Below are 21,678 nucleotides of genomic sequence, written 5' to 3' on the forward strand. Positions count from 1 at the left end.
GTCACCTTCCTTCGTCATGCGCCAGCCGCGCCGCCGCCAGATCCCACAGCGCATGGCCCACGGTCTTGACCAGCACCGGCGCACGGGCCGCCGCGGGCACCGCATGCGCGAAGTCCTGCACGGCGCGCCAATCGACGTCGGCGCGGATCAGGTCGCCGGCCTCGCGGCGCGCGCCCTCCAGCGTATCCACAAACACGCTGCCGCGGCGCACCAGCGCGGTGGGCACCTCGGCCATGTCGGCGCGGTAGGCGCCGATCGCGATCACGCAGGCATCGGGGCGCAGGTCCGGCGGCACCACGGGGTCGAGCGCATTGGTCGCGGCGACGACGAGGTCGGCCTCGCGCGCGACGGCGTCCGGATCGGCGATCGCCTGCGCCTCGACGCCCAGCGAACGCATGTGCCGCGCGAGGTCCTCGGCATGGGCCGCGGTGCGCGCATGGATCGCGAGCCGGCGCACACCCCACAGTTCGGCCAGCGCCTCGGCATGCGCGCGCGCCTGCACGCCCGCGCCGATCAACAGCACGTGTTCCGCCCCCGTGCGCCCCGCGCGCATCGCGCCGGCCAGCGACAGGGCCGCCGTGCGCCGCGCGGTCAGCACATTGCCGTCGAGCGCGAGCAGCCGCGTGCCGGTGGCCGCATCGAGCAGCACCACCTCGCCCTGCACCACCGGCAGGCCGCGCGCCGCATTGCCCGCATGCACGGTCACCGTCTTGAGCGCGGCGAACTCGGCGTCGGCCGCGGGCATCAGCAGCATCGTGCCGCCGGCCGCAAGCGGCACCGCGGTGCGCGGCGCGGCCCGTGCCTCATCGCGGCGTTCGCGCTCGAACATCCGCAGCATGGCCTCGACCAGCGGTCCCCAGGGCAAGGCCGCGGCCGTCTCGGCCGCATCGAGCGTGCGCACCGGGGCCGCCTCAAGAACCGGCGACGCGCACGCGCTTGCCGTCCTTGTAGGTGAAGACGGTGAAGTCGGGCTTCTGCAGGTTGCCCTTGGCATCGAAGGCGATGGCGCCGGTCACGCCGTCGAACTTCACCTTGCGCATCGCCGGCAGGTAGGCCGCGGGCTCGACCGAGTTGGCCTCGCGCATGCCGGCGGCCAGCGCCATCATCGCGTCGTAGAGATAGGGCGCGTAGGTCAGCACGTCGACGCCGAAGCGCGCCTTGTAGCGCTGCTCGAACTCGGCGCCCCTGGTGGTCTTCTCGACCTCCTTGCCGCCGCGCGTGCAGTAGAGCAGCCCGTCGACCGCGCCGCCGCTGATCCTGGCGACCTCGTTGGTGCACAGCCCGTCGGTGCCCAGCAGCTTGGCCGTGATGCCGAGCTGCTTCATCTGGCGCGCGATCAGCCCGCCTTGCGCGTCCATGCCGCCGTAGAACACGACCTCGGGCTGCTTCGCCTTGATGCTGGTGAGGATCGCCATGAAGTCGGTCGCCTTGTCGCTGCCGTACTCCTGCGCGACGATGGTGCCGCCCAGCGCCTTGACGCCGCGCGCGAACACCTCGGCCGCGCCCTGCCCGTAGGCGGTGCGGTCGTCGATCACGGCGATCTTCGTGGCCTTGAGCTCCTTCACCGTGTAGTTCGCGATCGCCATGCCCACGTCGTCGTCGCTCGCGAGGATGCGGAACACGTTGTCGTAGCCCTGCTTCGTGAAGCTCGGGTTGGTGGCGGTCGACACGTCGGGCAGGCCGGCGCGGCTGTAGACGGCCGAGGCGGGAATCGCGGCGCCCGAATTGAAGTGGCCGAGGATGCCCTTCACGCCCATGTCGGCCAGCTTGTTGGCGACCACCATCGCCTGCTTGGGATCGGCCTGGTCGTCCTCGGACTGCAGCACGAACTTGATCTTCCTGCCGCCGATCAGCAGGTTCTGCCTGTTGAGATCCTCCACCGCGAGCCGCGCGCCGTTGTCGTTGTCCTTGCCCCAGTGGGCGGCGCCGCCCGTGAGCGGGCCGGCATGGCCGATCAGCACCGTCTGCTCGGACTGGGCCCAGGCCGGCAGCGCCAGGGCGCCGGCCAGGACGCCGGTCAGCAGGCAGGCCGAGGCGGCTGCATGGCGCCGTGGCGATACGCGCGAAGCGGTCATCGAAAGTCTCCTTGTGTTTGTGCGTGCGGGCCGCGCTGGAGGCCCGAACGCAGAATAGAGTCGCGCTGGCGGGCGCAACAAACGCTCAATGCGCACGACGTTGTGCGATCCCGGAAGGAAGACCGCCGGATCGGCGACGCGATGAATGCTTTGGTTGACGGAAAGCGGGCCGCGCCAGAATCGGCCCACCAGGACAAGCAGGCGAGATGAGAAAAGACATACCCAACCTCGGCGCGCTGCAGGCCTTCGAGGCCTCGGCGCGGCTGGGCAGCTTCACGCGCGCCGCGAGCGAACTGGCGCTCACGCAGAGCGCGGTCGGCCGCCAGGTGGCGATGCTCGAGCAGCGGCTCGGCGTGGCGCTGTTCTCGCGCGTGCGGCGCCGGCTCACGCTGACCGACGTGGGCCGCGAGTACGCGGCGCGCATCCGCCGCCACCTCGACCAGATCCGGCGCGACACGCTGGAGATCGCCGCCGGCCACGACATGGGCTTCGTGCTCGAGGTGGCGGTGGTGCCCACCTTCGCGACCCAGTGGCTGATTCCGCGCCTGCCCGATTTCAGCCGGCTGCATCCCAACATCACGGTCAACCTGTCGGCGCGCTCGCAGCCCTTCTCGTTCCAGGAGAACGCCTACGACGCCGCGATCTACTTCGGCGACCAGTTCTGGCCCGACACGCGCGGCGGGCGCATCTTCTCCGAGGGCGAGATGGTGCCGGTGTGCAGCCCGGCCTTCCGCGATGCCAACGGCCCCTGGGACGAGGCCGCGTTCGCGCGCTGCCGCCACGTGCACCTGAGCACGCGCGCCCATGCCTGGCGTGACTGGTATGCGCAGCAGGGCTGGGACTACACGGTGCATGCCTCGCGCGGGCCGCGCTACGAGCTCTTCACCATGGTGACGGCCGCCACCGCGGCCGGCATGGGCGTGGGCCTGGCGCCGCGCCTCTTGATCCAGCACGAGCTGCGCACCGGCGAGCTCGTGATCCCGATCGACCGCAGCCTCGACGTGAGCCAGGGCTACTACTTCGCCTATCCCGAGGGCCGGCCGGCCTCGGGGGCGCTCGAGCATTTCAAGCGCTGGGTGCTGAGCCTGACGCCCGAGAAGGGCTGAGCCCGATCAGACCGGCGCCGGATTGCGCTCCGCGAAGCCGCGCTGGTGCCAGTACGGATAGGCCAGCGTCGTCGTGCTCGCCGCGTCGAGCTCGGCCACCTGCTCCTTCGTGAGGTTCCAGCCCACCGCGCCGAGGTTCTGGCGCAGCTGCTGCTCGTCGCGCGCGCCGATCACCACGCTCGACACCGTCGGGCGCTGCAGCAGCCAGTTCAGCGCCACCTGCGGCACCGTCTTGCCGGTCTCGCCGGCGATCTTCTCGAGCGCATCGACGACGCGGTAGAGCAGCTCGTCGGGCACCGGCGGGCCCATGTCGGCCGTGACGTGCAGGCGACTGTTGGCCGGCAGCGGCTGGCCGCGGCGGATCTTGCCGGTGAGCCGGCCCCAGCCCAGCGGGCTCCACACCACCGCGCCCACGCCCTGGTCCTGCGCCAGCGGCATCAGCTCCCATTCGTAGTCGCGGCCCACCAGCGAGTAGTAGGCCTGGTGCGCCACGTAGCGCGGATAGCCGTAGCGCTCGGCCACGCCCAGCGACTTCATCAGGTGCCAGCCCGAGAAGTTGGAGGCGCCCACGTAGCGCAGCTTGCCGGCGCGCACCAGGTCGTCGAGCGTCGAGAGCGTCTCTTCCACCGGCGTGGCGGCATCGAAGCCGTGCAGCTGGAACAGGTCGATGTAGTCGGTGCCCAGGCGCTTCAGGGCCGCGTCGACCGCGGCGACCAGGTGGTAGCGCGAGGAGCCGACCTCGTTGGCGCCCTCGCCGCTGCGGAAGGTGGCCTTGGTCGAGATCAGCAGCTTGTCGCGCGGCCGGCCCTTGATCGCCTCGCCGAGCACCGACTCGGCCGCGCCGCCCGAGTAGATGTCGGCGCTGTCGAACATGTTGACGCCCGCGTCGAGGCAGATGTCGATCAGCTTGCGGGCCTCGGCCACGTCGGTGCTGCCCCAGGCCTGGAAGAATTCGCCCTTGCCCCCGAAGGTGCCGGTGCCGAAGCTCAGGACGGGGACCTTGAGGCCCGATCGGCCCAGATGACGGTATTCCAAGATGCTGCTCCTTCGGCCCGCGGGCCATGGTGGTGCGGGCCGACTGGCCCGCGGATCGGCGCCATTGTTGGCCGAGGGCGCAGAACCCCGCCGGCAGTCGGGCTTTGGAATCCGTGCATGGCGCACGGAGCGCAGCCGCCTAGGGCAGCAGCTTCGCCATCGCGTCATCGAATGCCAGCACGTCCGTGCCGACGTGGGTCGCGTCGAACAGCGTCGCGATCAGCTTGAAGTCCTTGTAGTTGCGGCCCGCGAGCCGGTCGTACATCTCCCTCACGCCCGGCCCGTTGCAGCCGCTCTCGCAGCGCGCCAGCACCATCGTCACCGGCAGCGACCTGCCGGCCAGCGCGGTGAACATCTTCTGCTCGAGTTCGAAGTTGAGGTCCTTCTGCTGCCAGAAGGCGGCCTCGAAGGACAGGAAGTACGAGAACACCAGCGCGTCCGGCGCCTCGAGGAACAACGCGGTCGCGGCGAGGTTGCCGCTGGTCGACAGGCCCGTGAGCATGCGGCGCTTCGGATCCATGCGGTACTTCGACTCGAGGTAGGGAACCAGCTCCGTCGCGAGGAAGGCGTGGTAACCGTCGGCGCCCGGGAAGTTGTAGTCCTGCTGGCGCCGCGCGGTACCGCCGATGCCGACCAGGATGGCCTTGGTGCCGCGCTTGAGCAGCACGTTCTTCAGGTTCGTGAAGCGTGTCTCGGGCAGGCCGTTGGTGGCGTCGCCGTCGAGCGCATAGATGGTGGGCAGCGATTCGGTGCCCGCGTCGTAGGCGGCCGGAAGAAAGACCTCGATGCGATATTCCGCGCCGTACTTCTTCGCGTTGACCGTCTCGCTGACCACGCGGCCGGTGGCCGCCGGCGGCGGCGAGGCGGGTGGCTCCGGCGCCGGGCTCGAGGGCAGCAGCGGAAGCCCGCCGCCACCACCGCCACCCCCGCCTCCTCCGCACGCCGCCATCGTCACGACGAGCGCGCAAGCGCCCACGGCCGCGAGCGCGCGGCACCATCCTTCTTGTCTCATGCGGTTCCTCTTCTTCCCCGGCACACGTCGTGCCAGGCGGGATGCTGCGTCAGGGATCGGCCAGCGTCAACCGCACCGGTCGGACCGACTCCGGCGCGGGCTCATGCGCCGGTGCCCTGCGAGGCCTCGTCCACCGGCACCGTCAGCCCCACCTTCACCCGGCTCATGGCCACCAGCGTCTTGAAGCGCTTCACGTTGCTGTTCTCGAAGAACAGTTCGCGCGTGAGCCGCGTGTACTCGGCCATGCCGCGCACCGCGAAGATCAGCACGAAGTCGCATTCGCCCGCCACGTAGTAGCACTGCTGCACCTGCGGGCAGGCCTGGAAGCCGCGCTTCATCGCATCGAGCAGATCGGCGCGCTCGCTCTCCACCTCGACCTCGACGATCACGGTGAGCTCGCAGCCCACCGCGTCGGGATTGACGATCGCCGCATGGCGCTCGATCACGCCCTCGTCGGCCATGCGCTTCAGGCGCCGGTTGACCGCCGCGGCCGACAGGTGCACCTGCCGGCCGAGTTCGCCCTGCGGCAGGCGCGCGTCCTGCTGCACCAGCGCCAGCAGCTTGAGGTCGTAGGCATCGAGGGGCGTGGGCATGGGCGTGGTCGACGGGGCGCGGCGGGTGGAATGGAATTGCGTCGCCGCCCCCTTCAATGCGCGCAGATTCAGGGGTCGGCGGCATAGCATTGTTGCCCATGACCTCCGCCCTCCCCGCCCCCGCTCCGACCGCCGCCGCGCAGCTCGATGCCGAGCTCTCGGGGTGGCGCCGCTACCTCCACACCATTCCCGAGACCGGCTTCGCCGAGCACCGCACCTCGGCCTTCGTCGCGCGCACGCTGCGCGCGCTGGGCCTCGAGGTGCACGAGGGCATCGGCGGCACCGGGCTGGTGGCGAACCTGCGCGTGGGCGAAGGCCCCGGCACGATCGGCATCCGCGCCGAGATGGATGCGCTCGACATCGCCGAGTCGGCGCCGGGGCGTGCCCATGCCTCGGCCACGCCGGGCAAGATGCACGCCTGCGGCCACGACGGCCACATGTCGATCGTGCTCGGCGCGGCGCGGCTGCTGCGCGAGCGCCAGGACTTCGACGGCACCGTGCGCTTCGTCTTCCAGCCCGCCGAGGAGCATGGCCGCGGCGCCAAGGCGATGATGGCCGACGGCCTGTTCGAACGCTTCCCGGTCGACGAGATCTACGGCCTGCACAACATGCCGGGCCTCGCGGCCGGCACCATCGCCACCTGCGCGGGCGGCATCATGGCCAGCGAAGACAACTTCACGATCCACGTGCGCGGCCGCGGCACCCATGCGGCGCGGCCGCACATGGGCATCGACCCGATCGTGATCGGCGCCGAGATCGTGCTCGCGCTGCAGACCATCGTCTCGCGCAGCCTCGACCCGGGCGCGCAGGCCGTGGTGTCGTGCACCGAGTTCATCACCGACGGCATCCGCAACGCGATTCCCTCCAACGTGGTCATCAAGGGCGATACCCGCAGCTACGACCCCGCCGTGCAGGCCACGCTGGAGCGGCGCATGCGCGAGATCAGCGAAGGCATCTGCCGGCTGCACGGCGCCGAGTGCGCGTTCTCGTACACGCACGAGTTCGAGCCCACGGTGAACTGGCCCGAATGCGTTCCGCACGCCGTGGCCGCCGCGACCGCGGTGCTCGGCGCCGCTCGCGTGGACGCGAACACCGTACCGATGATGGCCTCGGAGGACTTCGGCGCCTTCCTGCGCGTGGTGCCCGGCGCCTTCGTGTTCCTCGGCAACGGCGTCGACGGGCAGCCCGGCGGCACGCCGCTGCACAACGCGGGCTACGACTTCAACGACGAGGTGCTCGAGATCGGCGCGCGCTACTTCGCCGAGCTGGTGCGCATGCGGCTGCCGCGCTGACCCCTCTCCCTTCCTTCGAAAGCTCGACATGCTGGTCCGCAATGCCCGCGCCGTGCGCGCGCCCTACCCCGAGGCGCTGCACCGCATCCTCAGCATCGACGAGGCACGCGCCACGCGCGCGTGGCTCTCGCGCTGGTCGCTGCTCGCGCCCGAGCCCACGCCGCTACACCGCCTGCCCGATCTCGCGCAGGCCTGCGGCGTCGCCGAGGTGTTCCTCAAGGACGAGTCGCTGCGCTCGCCACTCGGCAGCTTCAAGGCGCTCGGCGCGCCGGCCGCGCTGGTGCGGCTGGTGCTGCGGCGCCATCCGGACTGGAACGCCGAGGCGGTGCTGAGCGGCGAACACGCGAATGCCTTGAAGGAACTCGTCGTCATCAGTGCCACCGACGGCAACCACGGCCGCGCGCTCGCCGCCGCGGCGCGCAGCGTGGGCGTGCGCTGCGTGATCGTGCTGCACCGGCACGTGAGCACCGAGCGCGAGCGCGCCATTGCCGACTTCGGCGCCGAGATCGTGCGCATCGAGGGCAACTACGACGCCTCGGTCGCGCATGCCGCGCAGCTCGCCGAACGGCATGGCTGGCAGGTCGTGTCCGATACCGCCTACCCCGGCTACGAGGACGTGCCGCGCGACGTGATGCAGGGCTACGGCACGATGGTCGACGAGGCGCTCGAACAGCTCGCCGCCGAGTCCGACGGCGCCTGCCCCTTCAGCCACGTCGTCCTGCAAGGCGGCGTCGGCGGCCTCGCGGCCGGCGTGGCGAGCTACCTCTGGGAACGCTTCGGCGAACGTCGCCCGGCGCTCATCGTCGCCGAACCGCGCCAGGCCGATTGCCTCACGCGCAGCGCCATCGAGGGCCGGCCGACAGTGGCCACCGGCAGCGTCGATTCGGTGATGGCCGGCTTGGCCTGCGGCGAGACCTCGACCCTGGCCTGGCGCTTTCTCGAGCCTTCGGTCGATCTCTTCCTCACGCTGGAGGATGAAGAAGCGGTCGGTGCGATGCGGCGGCTGGCCGAGGGCTCGGCGCGCGACCTGCCGGTGGTGAGCGGGGAATCGGGCGCGGCGGGCGCGGCGGCATTGCTTCAGCTCGCGCGGTCCGGGACGGCGAAGGCGCAGGCCGGGCTCGATACCTCGTCGCGCGTGCTCCTGATCAGCACCGAGGGGGCGACCGCGCCTTCGGTCTATGCGCAGTTGCTGGGCCGCTCCGCGAACGAGGTGCTGGCGGCGCAGCGCGAATGGCTGAACCAGGAGACCCGGCGGTAGGCGGCCGGCCCATGCACAGTTCTTACAAGCTGTAGAACCTGCGCACGGCCCACGCACCTAGACTGGAGCGATGAAAACCAAGCAGGGATTCGGCGTGGGCGCCGGGCTCGCGGCCGGCGTGGGCATCGGTGCCTTGCTCGACGAGATCGGCCTGGGGATCGGCATCGGTCTCGCGCTGGGAATCGCGCTGTCGCTGGCCCTCGATCGCAAGGAGTGACGCGGCCACCGGCGCCGCGCCTACTGCGGCACCAGCTCCACGCGCCGGTTCTTCGCGCGGCCGTCCTCGGCCGCGTTGCTGGCGACCGGCGCGAGATCCGCCACGCCGTAGGCGCCGAGCCGGTTGGCCGCGATCGCGTACTGACCGACGAGCGCCGCGTTGACCGCCTCCGCGCGCCGCTTCGACAGCGCGATGTTGCTCTCGAGCGTGCCCTGGTTGTCCGTGTGCCCGACCACACGCAGCTTGAGCGCGGGCTCGGCCTTGAGCAGCTTGGCGATCTCGTCCAGCGCGGGCTTGGATTCGGGCTTGATGTCGGCCTTGGCGGTGTCGAACAGGATGCCGTAGAGCGCCACGCGCCCGGTGGCTGCAATGGCCTTCGACATGTCGCCCGCGCTCACGGTCACCATGTTCTGCTTCATCGCCCCGACCTCGATGATGTCGACCGCCGCGTAGGCACCCTTGACCGCCTTGTAGTCCTTGCTGTCCTTGGCCCATTGCACGGCCTCGACGACCACGTAGAGATCGCCTTGCGGCCGCGGAATCTTGAAGCTGGCCAGGCGAGCGGTCCCGACCTCGGCGGTCGAGAAGGTGTAGGTGCTGCGGCTGGTCTTGATCTCGTTCCAGCTGTAGGGGCAGAGGAAGCAGGAGCGGCTCTTGAAGTTCTCGTCGCGCCCCGAGTCGTAGAGCGTGACGCCACCGGCGGCCTGCACTTCGTTCTGGTAGTTGCGGATCAGCTCGGCCGTGGAGGTGTCGCCCGCCGACTCGTACCAGAGGCGGGTCAAAGCGCCTTCGACCGGCACGGAACTGACCCAGCTGCGCTTGCGCGAGGTGGTGTCGTAGCCCTTGTAGGTCCCCGTCGGCACCAGGTATTCGTCGAAGCGCTTGAAGTCGTAGCCGACGATGGTCGAGCCCGCGAAGCGCTTGAGCAGCGGGTTGTCCTTGGCGCCCGGAAGGTCCTGCCCGGATGCGAGCGTCGAGAGGAACAGCAGCCCGGCGAATGCCGGCGCGGCCAGCAGCCGAAGGAAGGCGAGGACGGAACGCGGACGCATCGATGACTCCGTGAAATGACGGCGCCATTGTCGGGAACTCCGACGATTTGGCTGCACGGCCGTATGGCCTATGGCCGCGGGCCGGGACGTCGATGCGAGGAGATCGGCGCGTCATTTCTCATCGTCCCGGCGCCATCGCTTCGAACCACCACGCCCCATGCAACCCGAAGCCCCGTTTCGAACCATCGGCGCATGGAGCGGATGCACTCAGGGTGCCAGCGTGAGCTTGAAGATCTGGTTGCCGTTGGTCGCTCCCACGTAGACGGACCCATCGCCGGCCACCGCCACGCCGATCGGAAAGTTGAACGTGATCGCCGCGCCGGCGCCGTCGCGCAGCGTGCCGATCTCGCCCGCGGGCGTGACCACGCGCACCACGCCATCCCAGGCATGGGTGAGGAACACGTTGTCGTGCGCATCGACCGCCACGCCGTAGGAATAGCCGAGCTTGGCCGGCGTGGCGGCCGTGCCGTCGACGACCCCGGCGCCCGCGTTGCCGTTGGCGCAATCGCCCAGCAGCGTGCTCACCGTGGCGGTGGCGATGTCGATCTTGCGCAGGCAGGGACTGTCGGTGTCGGTGTCGTAGAGCGTCTTGCCGTCGCGGCTGATCGCCAGGCCCTGCGGGCGGGCCAACTGGGCGGCCGTGCCCACGCCGTCGAGATAGGCCTGCGTGCCGTCTCCCGCGAGCGTGCTCGTGGTGCCGTCGGCCGCGACCTTGCGCACGCGCTTGTTCTCGGTGTCCGCCACGAACAGGTTGCCGCCGCTGTCGAGCGCGAGGCCGGTGGGGTTGTGGAACATGACGGTGGCCGGGCTGTCGGCATAGCCGCTCGTGGCGCCGCCGACCCAGGTGCTGGCGGTCGTTGCATTGGCGGCGATCTTGCTGATGCGGTGCTGGTCGCTCACGTAGAGCGTGCCATCGGCCGCAAGGGCCAGGCCGGACGGTGTAGTCAGGGTCGCGCCCGGCGTCACCTCGGCACCGCTGCCGCTCGCGGTGTCGATCCTGTAGACGGAACCGTTGCCGCCCATGGCCACGTAGAGCTTCGCGCCGCTCGCATCCAGCGCGAGCTGATAGGGACTGCTGTAGCTCACGCCCGTGGTCGCCAGCACGTTGGCGACCCAGGCCTTGACCGTCAGCGTAGCGGCACGGCTGGTCACGTTGCCACCGGCGCCGCTCACGCGCACGCGCAGTTGCTGGCCGCTGTCGGCCAATTGGCTCGCGGCCGTGGTGAAGCTGTCGCCGGTGGCGCCGGCGACATCGGTCCAGCGCGCACCGCCATCGACGCTGCGCTGCCACTGGTAGGCCGTGGCGCGCGCGGCCTGCACCTTCAAGGTGGCGGGCACGCCCTGGCCCACGGTGGCGTTCGAGGGCTGCGTCGTGATCGAGGGTGCGGTTTCGGCCGGCGCGGGCGGCGGCGGAGGCGGAGGCGTCTGCGCGGCCGGCGCGGGCGCGGGAGCGACCGGGAAGCCGGCGAAGCCGCCTCCACCGCCACCGCCGCAGGCGGCCAGCACGAGGCTCACGATCAACAGCGCGACAGGGGTTCGCGCCGCGGGGCAAATGGCAGGACGGGTATGCATGAGGGGCCTTCCTTCTTTCAAGCGAGTGGATGAGAAGGCCTCCACGGTAGGGACGGCAATGCCTGCAATCCAGTGTCGAAGGTCATCGACTTGCAGCAATAAAAAGAGGCTCAGCCGTGCATGCCGGCGTGCGTCCTGTCGTGCCGCGCCAACGATGCGAGGGCCTGCAGCAGCCGGTCGGCGGCCACCGGCTTGAGCAGCACCTGCAGGCCGGCATCGTGCATCTGCTGCTGCCGCTGCGGCGCGGTCTCCCCGGTGATCAGCAGCACCTGCAAGCCGGGGCCGAAGCGCGCGCGCAGCCGCTGCGCCACCGCCAGCCCGTCGGCGCCATCGGCCAGCCGCACGTCGCACAGCAGCACCTCGACCGGGTTGCCGCCCTGCGCGGCCTGCACCAGCACGGCCTCGGCCCCGGCTTCGTCGGCCACCGCGTCGACGGCCAGGCGATGAGCCTGCAGCAGGCCGGTGACGGCCTGGCGGATCGGTGCCTCGTCGTCGACGACGAGCACGCGGCGCGGCAACGGCAGCACCGCGTCGGGCCGCGCGATGGATGGCACCACGCCCGAACCCGACACCGCCGCCAGCACGATGCGGAAGCGGCTGCCGCGCCGCGGATGAGAGCGCACCTGCAGCGGGTGCGCCAGCAGGCGCGAGAGCCGCTGCACGATCGACAGGCCGATGCCCAGGCCGCGCGCGCGATCGCGCCCCGGATTGTCGACCTGGTAGAACTCGTCGAAGATGCGGCCGAGGTGCTCGGGCGCGATGCCGATGCCGGTGTCGCACACGTCGATCCACACCAGCGGCCCGCGTGCGCGCGCGGCCACCACCACGCCACCGCGCGGCGTGTACTTCAGCGCGTTGTCCACGAGATTGGAGAGCAGCCGCTGCAGCAGCTGCGGATCGCTCAAGACCCAGCAGGGCGTGGCACGCAGGCGCAGCTGCAGCTCCCTGCCGGCCGCCTGCGCCGCGAACACGTTGTTGAGCGCGAGGAACAGCGGGTTGAGCTCCACGGGCCGGATCCGCGGCGCCACCTCGCCCGCATCGAGCCGCGAGATGTCCAGCAGGGTGTCGAGCGAATCGCCGAGCGTTCCGACCGCGTCCATCAGCCGCACCGCATGGTCCCACTCCTCGCTGCCCTGGAGCTTCTTCTCGATCACGGCGCCGAACAGCGCGATGGCATGAAGCGGCTGGCGCAGGTCGTGGCTCGCCGCCGCGAGAAAGCGCGTCTTCTCCTCGCTCGCGCGCTGAGTCGCGGCGATCTGCCGGCTCAGCTGCTCGGCCAGCGCCTCCTTCTCGAAGCGCATGGTCAGCGAGGCCGTCAGCAGCCGATGGTGCTGCAGCGCGAAGGTGATCATCACGCACATGTACAGCAGGCAGCCGGTGGCCAGGAACAGATGCACGGTGTCGCCGCGCCAGGCCAGCGCCAGCGTCAGGCTCGCCATGCTGGGCACGATGAAGCGCGGGATGTTGCGCTTGAGCACGGCCAGCGACAGCGCGCCGCCGGCGCAGCCGCCCATCATCATGACGATGACCATGACCCAGAGCCCGAGGTTGCGTCCCGGCGGCACGCACAGCCAGGGCGCCAGGCCCCAGACGCAGGAACGCAGCAGCACGTTGCGTGCATTGAAGCGCGCCCAGTACTCGGGATGCTCGGCCGCGTCGGGACTGCGGCGGTAGCGCCGGTAGGCGCGCCGCAGCGTCAATGCCAGGTGCAGCGCCATCCACAGCAGCACCTGCCAGCGCCACGTGGCCACGAACAGGCCGATGCCCAGCGACTGCGCCGTGAGGAGGTCCGCGAGATAGGCGGCCGGCGCATTGGCGTGGACCGCGGCCACCTGTTCGCGCAGCACGCGCCGCGCCAGCTCGGGCGGATGCGCGTCATTCATCGCCGGCATGCGGGCATCTCGCATCGAAGGCGGCCCGGCGCGGAAGACTCACCGCAGGCTGCTGATGAGCTGGGCCCGCGAGCGCATGCCGAACAGCAGCAGCAGCGTCGACACATGGTTCTTGACCGTGCCCTCGGTGAGGTGCGCCAGCTGCGCGATCTCCTTGTTCGACTTGCCGGCCAGCAGCCAGTCGAGGATCTCGACCTGGCGCGCATTGAGCTGCGGCTGGAACCCGTCCCTGGCCGGCGGCGCCTGGGCATCGACGGGCACGGCCGACGGCCGCGCCGGAAGACCGACCAGGTCGTTGTCCCTCACGTAGCGCAGCACCTCGCCGAGGTGACCGGTCTTGGGCAGGAAGGCCTGGGCCCCGAGCGCCATCGCGCCCTGCATCAGCGCATGGCTGTCCTTGCCCGAGAGCACGATCACGGGCGACGAGGGAAAGGCGCGCTTGAAGCGCACCAGCGTGTCCAGTCCTTGCGAATCGGGCAGATCGAGATCGAGCAGCACCAGGTGATGCGACGACACGTGCAGCGTGTACAGGTGCAATGCGTCGGCCAGGCAACGTGCCTCGTACACCGGCACGCTGCCGGTCTCCGCCAGCAGCAGCGCACGCAGGCCGAGGCGCACCAGCTCATGGTCGTCGACCACCAGGATGCCCCGCACCGGTATGGCAGCGCCCGCCTCGCCGCGCAATGGCGCGGCATGCGGCGGCAGTGGTGTGGCATGGGCCATGGTGCGGGCATCTTAGTGCCGATGAAAGCGAAGCCGAAATGACCAAAGTCATTCGGACGAGGTGCCGCGGCGGGCAATCGGTGCGATCGGCGCGCGGGTCTGGGCTTCGCTTCGTTGCGCGATGTTTCCCTATGGAGAGGCCATCTTCCTCGTGTCCAGAAAGGGAATGCGCGAGCCGAACATGCGCCTCATTTTTTCGCTCGACCGCGGCACGAATCGCAAGGCATATGCGGTAAGACATAGGCCTTCTGGACATGGCGTCTCTAGTCTCGAGAAAATCCGAGGGCGCGAAGACAATGGGTCATGACCAGCTCGCCGCCCAGGTAGATCTCTTCTCGGCTTTCTCTCGGGCTCTCTCGCAATCGACAAGGCCATCATCGATGGCAGCATGCTCGAACCGATTCGCAATGATGGCGCCACTTAGATTCGGGATCGGCCCTTCCATCACACGGGCCACGCTCAGGCGAGCGAAGCGGCTGCCGGGGTCCGACGTCGAAGCTTTCGCAAGCTTCAATCGATCGCCACCCTCGCCTCCTTCACCAGCCTCGCATACTTCGCGGTGTCGCTGCGAATCCGCGCCGCCATCTGCGCCGGCGTATCCCCCACCGGCTCCGCCCCGATCTCCTCCATGCGCTTCCTGAACTCCGGCGACTGGATGATCTTCACCATCTCGGCGTTGAGCCGCTCCACGATCTCCTTCGGCGTGCCCGCCGGCGCGAGGATGCCGAACCAGGTGCCCTGGTCGAAATCCTTCAGGCCCGACTCGGCCAGGGTCGGCACCTCGGGCAGGCTGCTCGAGCGCTTGGCGGTGGTCACGGCCAGTGCGCGCAGCTTGCCGGCGCGGATGTGCTGCAGCACGGGCGTCAGGGTGTCGAAGGACATGTCGACCTGGCCGCCGAGCAGGTCGGTGGTGAGCGGCGCGCTGCCCTTGTAGGGCACGTGCAGCAGCTCGATGCCCGACAGGGCAGAGAGCTGGGTGCCGATCAGGTGCTGCACGGTGCCGTTGCCGTTCGAACCGTACGAAAGCTTGGCCGGCGCGGCCTTGGCCTGAGCGATCAGCGCCTGCGCATCGCGCGCGGACGATTTGGCGTTGACGACCATCACGTTGGGCACCAGCGCGACGGTGGTGATGGGCGCGAAGCTCTTCTCGAAGTCGTAGGGCAGCTTGCGGTAGACGCTGGTGGCGATGGTGTGGTGCACGGCGCCCATCAGCAGGGTGTAGCCGTCGGGCCGCGCCTTGGCCACGTAGTCGGCGCCGAGCGTGGCGCCGGCGCCGGGACGGCTCTCGACCACCACGGGCTGGCCCAGGCTCTGCGAGAGCTTGTCGCTCAACGAGCGCGCCAGCACGTCGGAGCTGCCGCCCGGCGGAAAGGGAACGACGAGGTTGACGGGCTTGGCCGGCCAGGCCTGCGCGGCCGCGGTCGAGGCGGCCAGACCGAGGATGAAGGCGGCGGCGAACGCGGTCAGCGCCGCGCGGCGGCGGACGATGGGCTGGGTCACGGGTTGTCTCCTTTGTTGTCGTGGCAATGGCCGGCCGTGCGCGCACGCCCTCTCCGGCTCCGGGGGCGGAAAACTCAGGCGGCCTGGCGCTCGGGCAGCGGGGCCAGCAGCGCGCAGACGGCGCGGGTCACGTCGGCGGTGGTGGCGCTGCCGCCGAGGTCGCGCGTGTGCAGCGAGGCGTCGGCCGTGACCTGCTCGATGGCGCGCATCAGGCGCGCGGCGGCTTCGGGCTCGCCGAGGTGCTCGAGCATCATCACGACCGACCAGAAGGTGCCGACCGGGTTGGCCAGGCCCTGGCCCATGATGTCGAAGGCCGAGCCGTGGATGGGCTCGAACATCGAGGGGAAGCGGCGCTCGGGATCGATGTTGCCGGTGGGCGCGATGCCGAGGCTGCCCGCGAGCGCGGCGGCCAGGTCGCTGAGGATGTCGGCATGCAGGTTGGTGGCGACGATGGTGTCGAGCGAGGCCGGCCGGTTGACCATGCGCGCGGTGGCGGCGTCGACCAGTTCCTTGTCCCATCGCACGTCGGGGAACTCCCTGGCCACCTGCACGGCGATCTCGTCCCACATCACCATCGCATGGCGCTGGGCATTGCTCTTGGTGATCACGGTGAGCTGGCGGCGCGGCCGCGAGCGGGCCAGCGAGAAGGCGAAGCGCATGATGCGCTCGACGCCGGTGCGGGTCATCATCGAGACGTCGGTGGCGGCCTCGATCGCATGGCCCTGGTGCACGCGGCCGCCGACACCGGCGTACTCGCCCTCGGAGTTCTCGCGCACGATGACCCAGTCGAGGTCGCCGGGGCCGCAGCGCTTGAGCGGGCCGTCGATGCCGGGCAGGATGCGCGTGGGCCGCACGTTGGCGTACTGGTCGAAGCCCTGGCAGATCTTCAGGCGCAGGCCCCACAGGGTGACGTGGTCGGGGATGTGCGGATCGCCGGCCGAGCCGAACAGGATCGCGTCCTTGCCGCGCAGCGCGTCGAGGCCGTCGGCCGGCATCATCTCGCCGTGGGCGCGGAAGTAGTCGCCGCCCCAGCCGAAGTCCTCGAACTCGAAGCCGAAGCGCTCGCCGCCGGCGGCCAGTGCCTCGAGCACCTCGCGCCCGGCCGGCACCACCTCCTTGCCGATGCCGTCGCCGGGAATGGTTGCAATCCTGTAGGTCTTCATGGTGTAGCTGCGTCGCTGGAGTGTTGGAACGGCTTCGACTGTAGGAACTCGACGTGCGATCGGATCGCCCCTAAAGTCAATCCATCGTTAACTTCAAGTCAACAGCGAAAAACGCGATGGCCCACGAGATCCAACCGGCCGACCTCGGCTTCTTCTCGGCGCTCGCACGCGCCGGCAGCCTCAGCGCGGCGGCGCGCGAACTCGGCATCACGACGGCCGCGGTGAGCAAGCACCTTGCGCAAATGGAATCGCGGCTCGGCGTGAGCCTGGTCAACCGCACCACGCGGCGCATGGGGCTCACGCCCGAGGGCGAGCTCTACCTCGCGCAGGCGCGGCGCATCCTGGCCGACATCGAGAGCCTGGGCGAGCAGCTCGGCGTGTCGAAGGCGGTGCCGAAGGGCCTGTTGCGCGTCAACGCCACGCTGGGCTTCGGGCGCAGCCACGTGGCGCCGCTGATCTCGAAGTTCGTGCGCCGGCATCCCGAGGTCGAGGTGCAGCTGCAGCTGTCGGTGAACCCGCCGCCGCTGACCGAGGATTCGTTCGACGTCTGCGTGCGCTTCGGCGCGCCGCCCGAGGCGCGCGTGATCGCGCGGCGCATCGCGGCCAACCGGCGGCTGCTGTGCGCGGCGCCGGCCTACCTCGCGAAGCACGGCACGCCCAAGGTTCCGAACGACCTCACGCGCCACAACTGCATCGGCATCCGCCAGGGCGAGGAGGCCTACGGCCTGTGGCGGCTGTCGAGCGGGCGCGGCGCGAGCGCGAGCACGCAGGCCGTGAAGACGCGCGGCACGCTGACCACCAACGACGGCGAGATCGCGGTCAACTGGGCGCTCGAGGGTCACGGCATCCTGATGCGCGCCGAATGGGACATCGCGCGCTACCTGCGCAGCGGCCGGCTGGTGCAGGTGCTGCGCCCCTTCCACACGCCCGATGCCGACATCTACGCGGTGTACCCGCAGCGCCACCAGCTCGCGGCGCGGGTGCGGGCCTTCGTCGACTTCCTCGCGCAATCGCTCGAGCAGCAGGCTTCGGCGGCCTCGAAGACCGCGTTCTGACGCGACCCTAGGGAAATCCCCGAGGCCGCGCTCGCGGCCGTGCCCGCACGCGCCCTCGCCCAGAGGGGAAAGCACCCGCGCGGCGCCCGCCCTCACCCGCCCCGATCTCCCCACGGCACTGGCCCGCAACTTGCAAACTCGGCCGAAAATGACAGAAAATTTTCTTAACTGACTTATATTTGTAAATCAATTTTCAAATTTGCACCGTTCCGGCGCCCTTCCGAACCCCATGAGCACCAACGTCGACCCTCCAGGCACCACCGTGGCCCAGCGCATCGCGCAGGCCCTGCCGCGGCTGTCCCGCTCGCACCGGCAGGTGGCCGACTACGTGCTCGAGCATCCGCTGCAGGTGGCCACGCTGCCGATCGACGAACTGGCCACGGCGGCCGGCGTGTCGGTGGCCACGGCCAACCGCTTCGCGCGCGCGCTCGACTTCGACGGCTACCCGGCCTTCCGGGCCGAGCTGGTGCGCGGCTTCGAGCCGCTGGTGGCGCCGGTCGAGCGGCTGCGCGGCAACCTCGAGCGGCCGACCACGGTGTCGGAGGTGTTCGCCGCGGCGCTCGAGGAGAGCCGCCGCAACATCGACGCCACGCGCCAGTCGCTCGACTACGCGGCCTGCGAGGCGGCGGTGGAACGCATCGGCAAGGCACGCTCGATCTACATCGGCGGCTTCGGCGCCAGCGCCTGGCTCGCGGGCCTGCTGCAGCACGGGCTGGACAGCAGCTGCAGCGACGTGCGCCTGCTCTCGGGCGTGAGCGGTGTGACCCATGCCGCGCGCACGCTGATGCATGCGGGGCCGCAGGACGTGTTCATCGGCGTGACCTTCCCGCGCTACCTCACCGACACCATCGCGCTGGCGCAGATCGCGCGCGGCCAGGGCTGCGCGGTGCTCGCGCTGACCGACCGGCCGAGCTCGCCGCTGGCGCCGCTGGCCGACGTGGCGCTCTATTGCCAGACCGAGACCAGCTACCGCCCCAACTGCGAGACCAGCGTGCTCGCGCTGATCGAGGCGCTGACCAGCGCCGTGGCGCTGCGCGCGCCGGGCGCGGTGCAGTCGGCGGGCCGCATCCTGCAGGCGGTGCGGCCGTGGCTGCACGGGGGCAACGGGCCACGCGCGAACGGCGCGAACCCGCAGGCCACGCCGCCCGCAGACAGCACCCCGAAGAAAAAGACCTCCCGATGAACAGCCCCACCCAGAACGACAACGCTTCCACCCCGCGCGTGCCCGTGATCGCCATCCATGGCGGCGCCGGCACCATCAGCGCGGGCACCACCACGCCCGAACAGGCCGCGGCCTACCACGAGGCGCTGCGCCACATCGTGGCCACCGCCCAGGCCGCGCTGCTGCAGGGCGCCTCGGCGCTCGACGCCACCTGCCTCGCGGTCGAGCTGCTCGAGGACTGCCCGCTGTTCAACGCCGGCCACGGCGCGGTCTTCACCCATGACGAAACCCACGAGCTCGACGCCGCGGTGATGGATGGCGCCACGCTCGCCGCCGGCGCGGTCGCGGGCGTGTGCCATGTGCGCCGTCCGGTGCGTCTGGCGCGCGCGGTGCTCGAGGACGGCGCGCACGTGCTGCTCGCCGGCGCCGGGGCCGAGGCCTTCGCGCGCGAGCGCGGGCTCGAGATGGTCGAGCCCTCGTACTTCTCGACCGAGGCGCGCCGCCAGCAGCTGCACCGCGTGCGCGACACCGGCCGCGTGGTGGTCGACCACGAGGGCGCGGCCATGACCCATGCCCCGCTCGACGAGGACCGCAAGTTCGGCACCGTCGGCGCGGTCGCACTCGACATGCACGGCCACCTGGCCGCCGCCACCTCCACCGGCGGCATGACCAACAAGCGCGTGGGCCGCGTCGGCGATTCGCCGCTGATCGGCGCCGGCACCTATGCCGACGACGCCACCGCCGCGGTCTCGTGCACCGGCAGCGGCGAGATGTTCATCCGCATCGCCGCCGCGCACGACCTCTGCGCGCGCATGGCCTACGCCGGCGCCACGCTCGAAGCCGCCGCCTACACGGTGGTGATGAAGTCGCTCTCGGCCATCGGCGGCACCGGCGGCCTGATCGCCGTCGACCGCCACGGCAACCTCGCGCTGCCCTTCAACACCGAAGGCATGTACCGCGCCCATGCGCGCGGCCGCGAGACCCCGAAGACGGCGATCTTCGCCTGACGCCACAGCTTCCCTTTTCGACCGCCATGTCCGCTGCGACCTCCCTCCCCCCTCTGCCCAACCTTCCGGAAGGCCGCGTGCTCGCGGTCGACGATCTCAGCGTTCGCTTCACCACCTCGGAGCGCACGGTCGATGCCGTGAAGAAGCTGTCCTTCCACGTCGACCATGGCGAGACGCTCGCGGTGGTGGGCGAATCGGGCTCGGGCAAGTCCGTGACCTCGCTCGCGCTGATGCGCCTGGTGGAGCACGGCGGCGGCCGCATCCTCGAGGGCCGCATGGCGTTCCGCCGCCGCAACGGCGAGGTGCTCGACCTGGCCCAGGCGCGCGACCACACGATGCGCGGCATCCGCGGCGCCGACATCGCGATGATCTTCCAGGAGCCTATGACCTCGCTGAACCCGGTGTTCACCGCGGGCGACCAGATCGCCGAGGCCATCCGCATCCACCAGGGCAAGAGCAACGCGGCCGCGCGCGCCGAGGCGCTGCGCATGCTCGAGCTGGTGCGCATCCCCGAGGCGCGCAACGTGCTCGACCGCTTCCCGCACCAGCTCTCGGGCGGCATGCGCCAGCGCGTGATGATCGCGATGGCGCTGTCGTGCAAGCCGCAACTGCTGATCGCCGATGAGCCGACCACCGCGCTCGACGTGACGATCCAGGCCCAGATCCTCCAGCTGATCCGCGAGCTGCAGCAGGAGATGCGCATGGGCGTGCTGTTCATCACGCACGACATGGGCGTGGTGGCCGAGATCGCCGACCGCGTGCTCGTGATGTACCGCGGCGACAAGGTCGAGGCGGGCCCGTCGGACACCGTGTTCGGCGCGCCGCAACACCCCTACACCCGCGCGCTGCTGTCGGCCGTGCCCAAGCTCGGCGCCATGCAGGGCACCGAGCTGCCGGCCAAGTTCGAGCTGCTGCGCACCGAGACCGGCGCGCAGGCCGAGCCCGGCACCCACAGCGAGCCGCACGACACGGTGCGCGCCGAGGCTGGCCCGATCCTGCGCGTGCGCGAGCTGGTCACGCGCTTCGACGTGCGCAGCGGCGTCTTCGGCCGCGTGAAGCGGCGCGTGCATGCGGTCGAGAAGATCAGCTTCGACCTCTACCCCGGCGAGACGCTGGCGCTGGTCGGCGAATCGGGCTGCGGCAAGTCGACCACCGGCCGCTCGCTGCTGCGCCTGGTCGAGAGCCAGAGCGGCGCGATCGAGTTCGGCGGCCAGAACATCCGCGAGCTGCCCACGCGCGAGCTGCAGGCGCTGCGCCGCAACATCCAGTTCATCTTCCAGGACCCCTTCGCCTCGCTCGATCCGCGCGTGACGGTGGGCTTCTCGATCATGGAGCCGCTGCTGATCCACGGCATCGCCAAGGGCGCCGAGGCGCAGCAGCGCGTCGACTGGCTGCTGCAGAAGGTGGGCCTGCCGCCCGAGGCGGCGCAGCGCTATCCGCACGAGTTCTCGGGCGGCCAGCGCCAGCGCATCGCGATCGCGCGCGCCCTGGCACTGAACCCCAAGGTGGTGGTGGCCGACGAATCGGTGTCGGCGCTCGACGTTTCGATCCAGGCCCAGATCGTCAACCTGATGCTCGACCTGCAGCGCGAGCTCGGCGTGGCCTTCCTGTTCATCTCGCACGACATGGCGGTGGTGGAGCGCATCAGCCACCGCGTGGCCGTGATGTACCTCGGGCAGATCGTGGAGATCGGCCCGCGCCGCGCGGTGTTCGAGGCGCCGCAGCACGCCTACACGCGCAAGCTGATGGCGGCGGTGCCGGTGGCCGATCCCTCGCGCCGCCACAAGCAGCGCGCGCTGCTCGAGGGCGAGATCCCGAGCCCGATCCGCGCCGTGGGCGACGAGCCCGAGGTGCCGCCGCTGGTGCAGGTGGCACCGGGCCATTTCGTGGCGCGGCATGCCATCGGCGGCGCCTTCTGACGCCTTCGAGTTTCTCTTTCGTTTTTCCGTCGCAGGGCCCCCTGCTTT

At 70.5% G+C, this 21,678-nt stretch carries 19 protein-coding genes; 8 read left to right on the top strand and 11 right to left on the bottom strand.

Features of this window, described 5'->3' with window-relative positions; translation table 11 throughout:
* Position 1 precedes the first annotated feature (1 nt).
* Both ACEN9J_RS07015 and ACEN9J_RS07020 read right to left on the bottom strand, forming a co-directional pair.
* The gene (locus ACEN9J_RS07015; protein ID WP_261205945.1) at positions 2-901 is read right to left on the bottom strand and encodes a delta(1)-pyrroline-2-carboxylate reductase family protein; all 900 of its coding nucleotides are present in this window, start codon (positions 899-901) and stop codon (positions 2-4) included.
* 10 nt (positions 902-911) lie between these two features.
* On the bottom strand, positions 912-2,075 hold the full coding sequence (locus ACEN9J_RS07020; protein WP_261205946.1) for a branched-chain amino acid ABC transporter substrate-binding protein: 1,164 nt from the start codon (positions 2,073-2,075) through the stop codon (positions 912-914).
* A 206-nt stretch (positions 2,076-2,281) separates the two neighbouring features.
* On the opposite strand from ACEN9J_RS07020, the gene ACEN9J_RS07025 reads away from it, so the two are divergent.
* Entirely contained in the window at positions 2,282-3,181 is a 900-nt protein-coding gene (locus tag ACEN9J_RS07025; RefSeq protein ID WP_057596715.1) for a LysR substrate-binding domain-containing protein, read from the top strand.
* Between the two features lie 6 nt (positions 3,182-3,187).
* On the opposite strand, the gene ACEN9J_RS07030 is transcribed toward ACEN9J_RS07025, so the two are convergent.
* The 3 genes from ACEN9J_RS07030 to ACEN9J_RS07040 all read right to left on the bottom strand — a co-directional run bounded on the left by ACEN9J_RS07030 (position 3,188) and on the right by ACEN9J_RS07040 (position 5,821).
* Complete coding sequence (locus ACEN9J_RS07030; protein WP_057596714.1) at positions 3,188-4,216, bottom strand: aldo/keto reductase; 1,029 nt, start codon at positions 4,214-4,216, stop codon at positions 3,188-3,190.
* A 139-nt stretch (positions 4,217-4,355) separates the two neighbouring features.
* Entirely contained in the window at positions 4,356-5,228 is an 873-nt protein-coding gene (locus ACEN9J_RS07035; RefSeq protein ID WP_413763671.1) for an alpha/beta hydrolase, read from the bottom strand.
* Positions 5,229-5,329: 101 nt separating this feature from the next.
* Entirely contained in the window at positions 5,330-5,821 is a 492-nt protein-coding gene (locus ACEN9J_RS07040) for an Lrp/AsnC family transcriptional regulator (RefSeq protein ID WP_057591089.1), read from the bottom strand.
* A 98-nt stretch (positions 5,822-5,919) separates the two neighbouring features.
* Between ACEN9J_RS07040 and ACEN9J_RS07045 the strand changes: the two genes are divergently transcribed.
* The 3 genes from ACEN9J_RS07045 (at position 5,920) to ACEN9J_RS07055 (ending at position 8,588) form a co-directional block, all read left to right on the top strand.
* On the top strand, positions 5,920-7,113 hold the full coding sequence (locus ACEN9J_RS07045; RefSeq protein ID WP_413763672.1) for a M20 aminoacylase family protein: 1,194 nt from the start codon (positions 5,920-5,922) through the stop codon (positions 7,111-7,113).
* Positions 7,114-7,141: 28 nt separating this feature from the next.
* Positions 7,142-8,371, top strand: coding sequence for a diaminopropionate ammonia-lyase (locus ACEN9J_RS07050; RefSeq protein WP_413763673.1), 1,230 nt, complete (start codon positions 7,142-7,144; stop codon positions 8,369-8,371).
* A 70-nt stretch (positions 8,372-8,441) separates the two neighbouring features.
* Complete coding sequence (locus ACEN9J_RS07055; RefSeq protein ID WP_172705714.1) at positions 8,442-8,588, top strand: hypothetical protein; 147 nt, start codon at positions 8,442-8,444, stop codon at positions 8,586-8,588.
* 20 nt (positions 8,589-8,608) lie between these two features.
* On the opposite strand, the gene ACEN9J_RS07060 is transcribed toward ACEN9J_RS07055, so the two are convergent.
* From ACEN9J_RS07060 to ACEN9J_RS07085, 6 genes are all read right to left on the bottom strand, one after another.
* Complete coding sequence (locus ACEN9J_RS07060) at positions 8,609-9,637, bottom strand: OmpA family protein (RefSeq protein WP_057591092.1); 1,029 nt, start codon at positions 9,635-9,637, stop codon at positions 8,609-8,611.
* A gap of 207 nt (positions 9,638-9,844) precedes the next feature.
* The gene (locus ACEN9J_RS07065; protein ID WP_413763674.1) at positions 9,845-11,209 is read right to left on the bottom strand and encodes a hypothetical protein; all 1,365 of its coding nucleotides are present in this window, start codon (positions 11,207-11,209) and stop codon (positions 9,845-9,847) included.
* Between the two features lie 110 nt (positions 11,210-11,319).
* Positions 11,320-13,092 (bottom strand): hybrid sensor histidine kinase/response regulator, encoded by a 1,773-nt coding sequence (locus ACEN9J_RS07070; protein ID WP_057591187.1) that lies wholly within the window; start codon positions 13,090-13,092, stop codon positions 11,320-11,322.
* Between the two features lie 48 nt (positions 13,093-13,140).
* Entirely contained in the window at positions 13,141-13,824 is a 684-nt protein-coding gene (locus tag ACEN9J_RS07075) for a DNA-binding response regulator (protein WP_057591094.1), read from the bottom strand.
* Between the two features lie 510 nt (positions 13,825-14,334).
* Positions 14,335-15,324: a tripartite tricarboxylate transporter substrate binding protein gene (locus tag ACEN9J_RS07080; RefSeq protein ID WP_413763675.1), complete on the bottom strand. Its 990-nt coding sequence runs from the start codon at positions 15,322-15,324 to the stop codon at positions 14,335-14,337.
* Positions 15,325-15,398: 74 nt separating this feature from the next.
* Entirely contained in the window at positions 15,399-16,487 is a 1,089-nt protein-coding gene (locus tag ACEN9J_RS07085) for a tartrate dehydrogenase (protein ID WP_413763676.1), read from the bottom strand.
* A gap of 116 nt (positions 16,488-16,603) precedes the next feature.
* Here ACEN9J_RS07085 and ACEN9J_RS07090 point away from each other — a divergent pair, with 116 nt between their 5' ends.
* From ACEN9J_RS07090 to ACEN9J_RS07105, 4 genes are all read left to right on the top strand, one after another.
* The gene (locus ACEN9J_RS07090) at positions 16,604-17,542 is read left to right on the top strand and encodes a LysR family transcriptional regulator (protein ID WP_413763677.1); all 939 of its coding nucleotides are present in this window, start codon (positions 16,604-16,606) and stop codon (positions 17,540-17,542) included.
* A 229-nt stretch (positions 17,543-17,771) separates the two neighbouring features.
* Positions 17,772-18,725: a MurR/RpiR family transcriptional regulator gene (locus ACEN9J_RS07095; protein WP_413763678.1), complete on the top strand. Its 954-nt coding sequence runs from the start codon at positions 17,772-17,774 to the stop codon at positions 18,723-18,725.
* Positions 18,722-19,711 carry an isoaspartyl peptidase/L-asparaginase family protein gene (locus ACEN9J_RS07100; protein WP_057591099.1) on the top strand — a complete coding sequence of 330 codons (990 nt, stop codon included), beginning with the start codon at positions 18,722-18,724 and terminating at the stop codon, positions 19,709-19,711. The genes ACEN9J_RS07095 and ACEN9J_RS07100 overlap by 4 nt, the downstream gene beginning before the upstream one ends.
* A 26-nt stretch (positions 19,712-19,737) precedes the next feature.
* Positions 19,738-21,630, top strand: coding sequence for a dipeptide ABC transporter ATP-binding protein (locus tag ACEN9J_RS07105; protein WP_261205957.1), 1,893 nt, complete (start codon positions 19,738-19,740; stop codon positions 21,628-21,630).
* Positions 21,631-21,678: the final 48 nt, after the last annotated feature.

It is taken from the genome of Variovorax sp. Varisp41, assembly GCF_047325085.1.
Lineage (GTDB): Bacteria > Pseudomonadota > Gammaproteobacteria > Burkholderiales > Burkholderiaceae_C > Variovorax.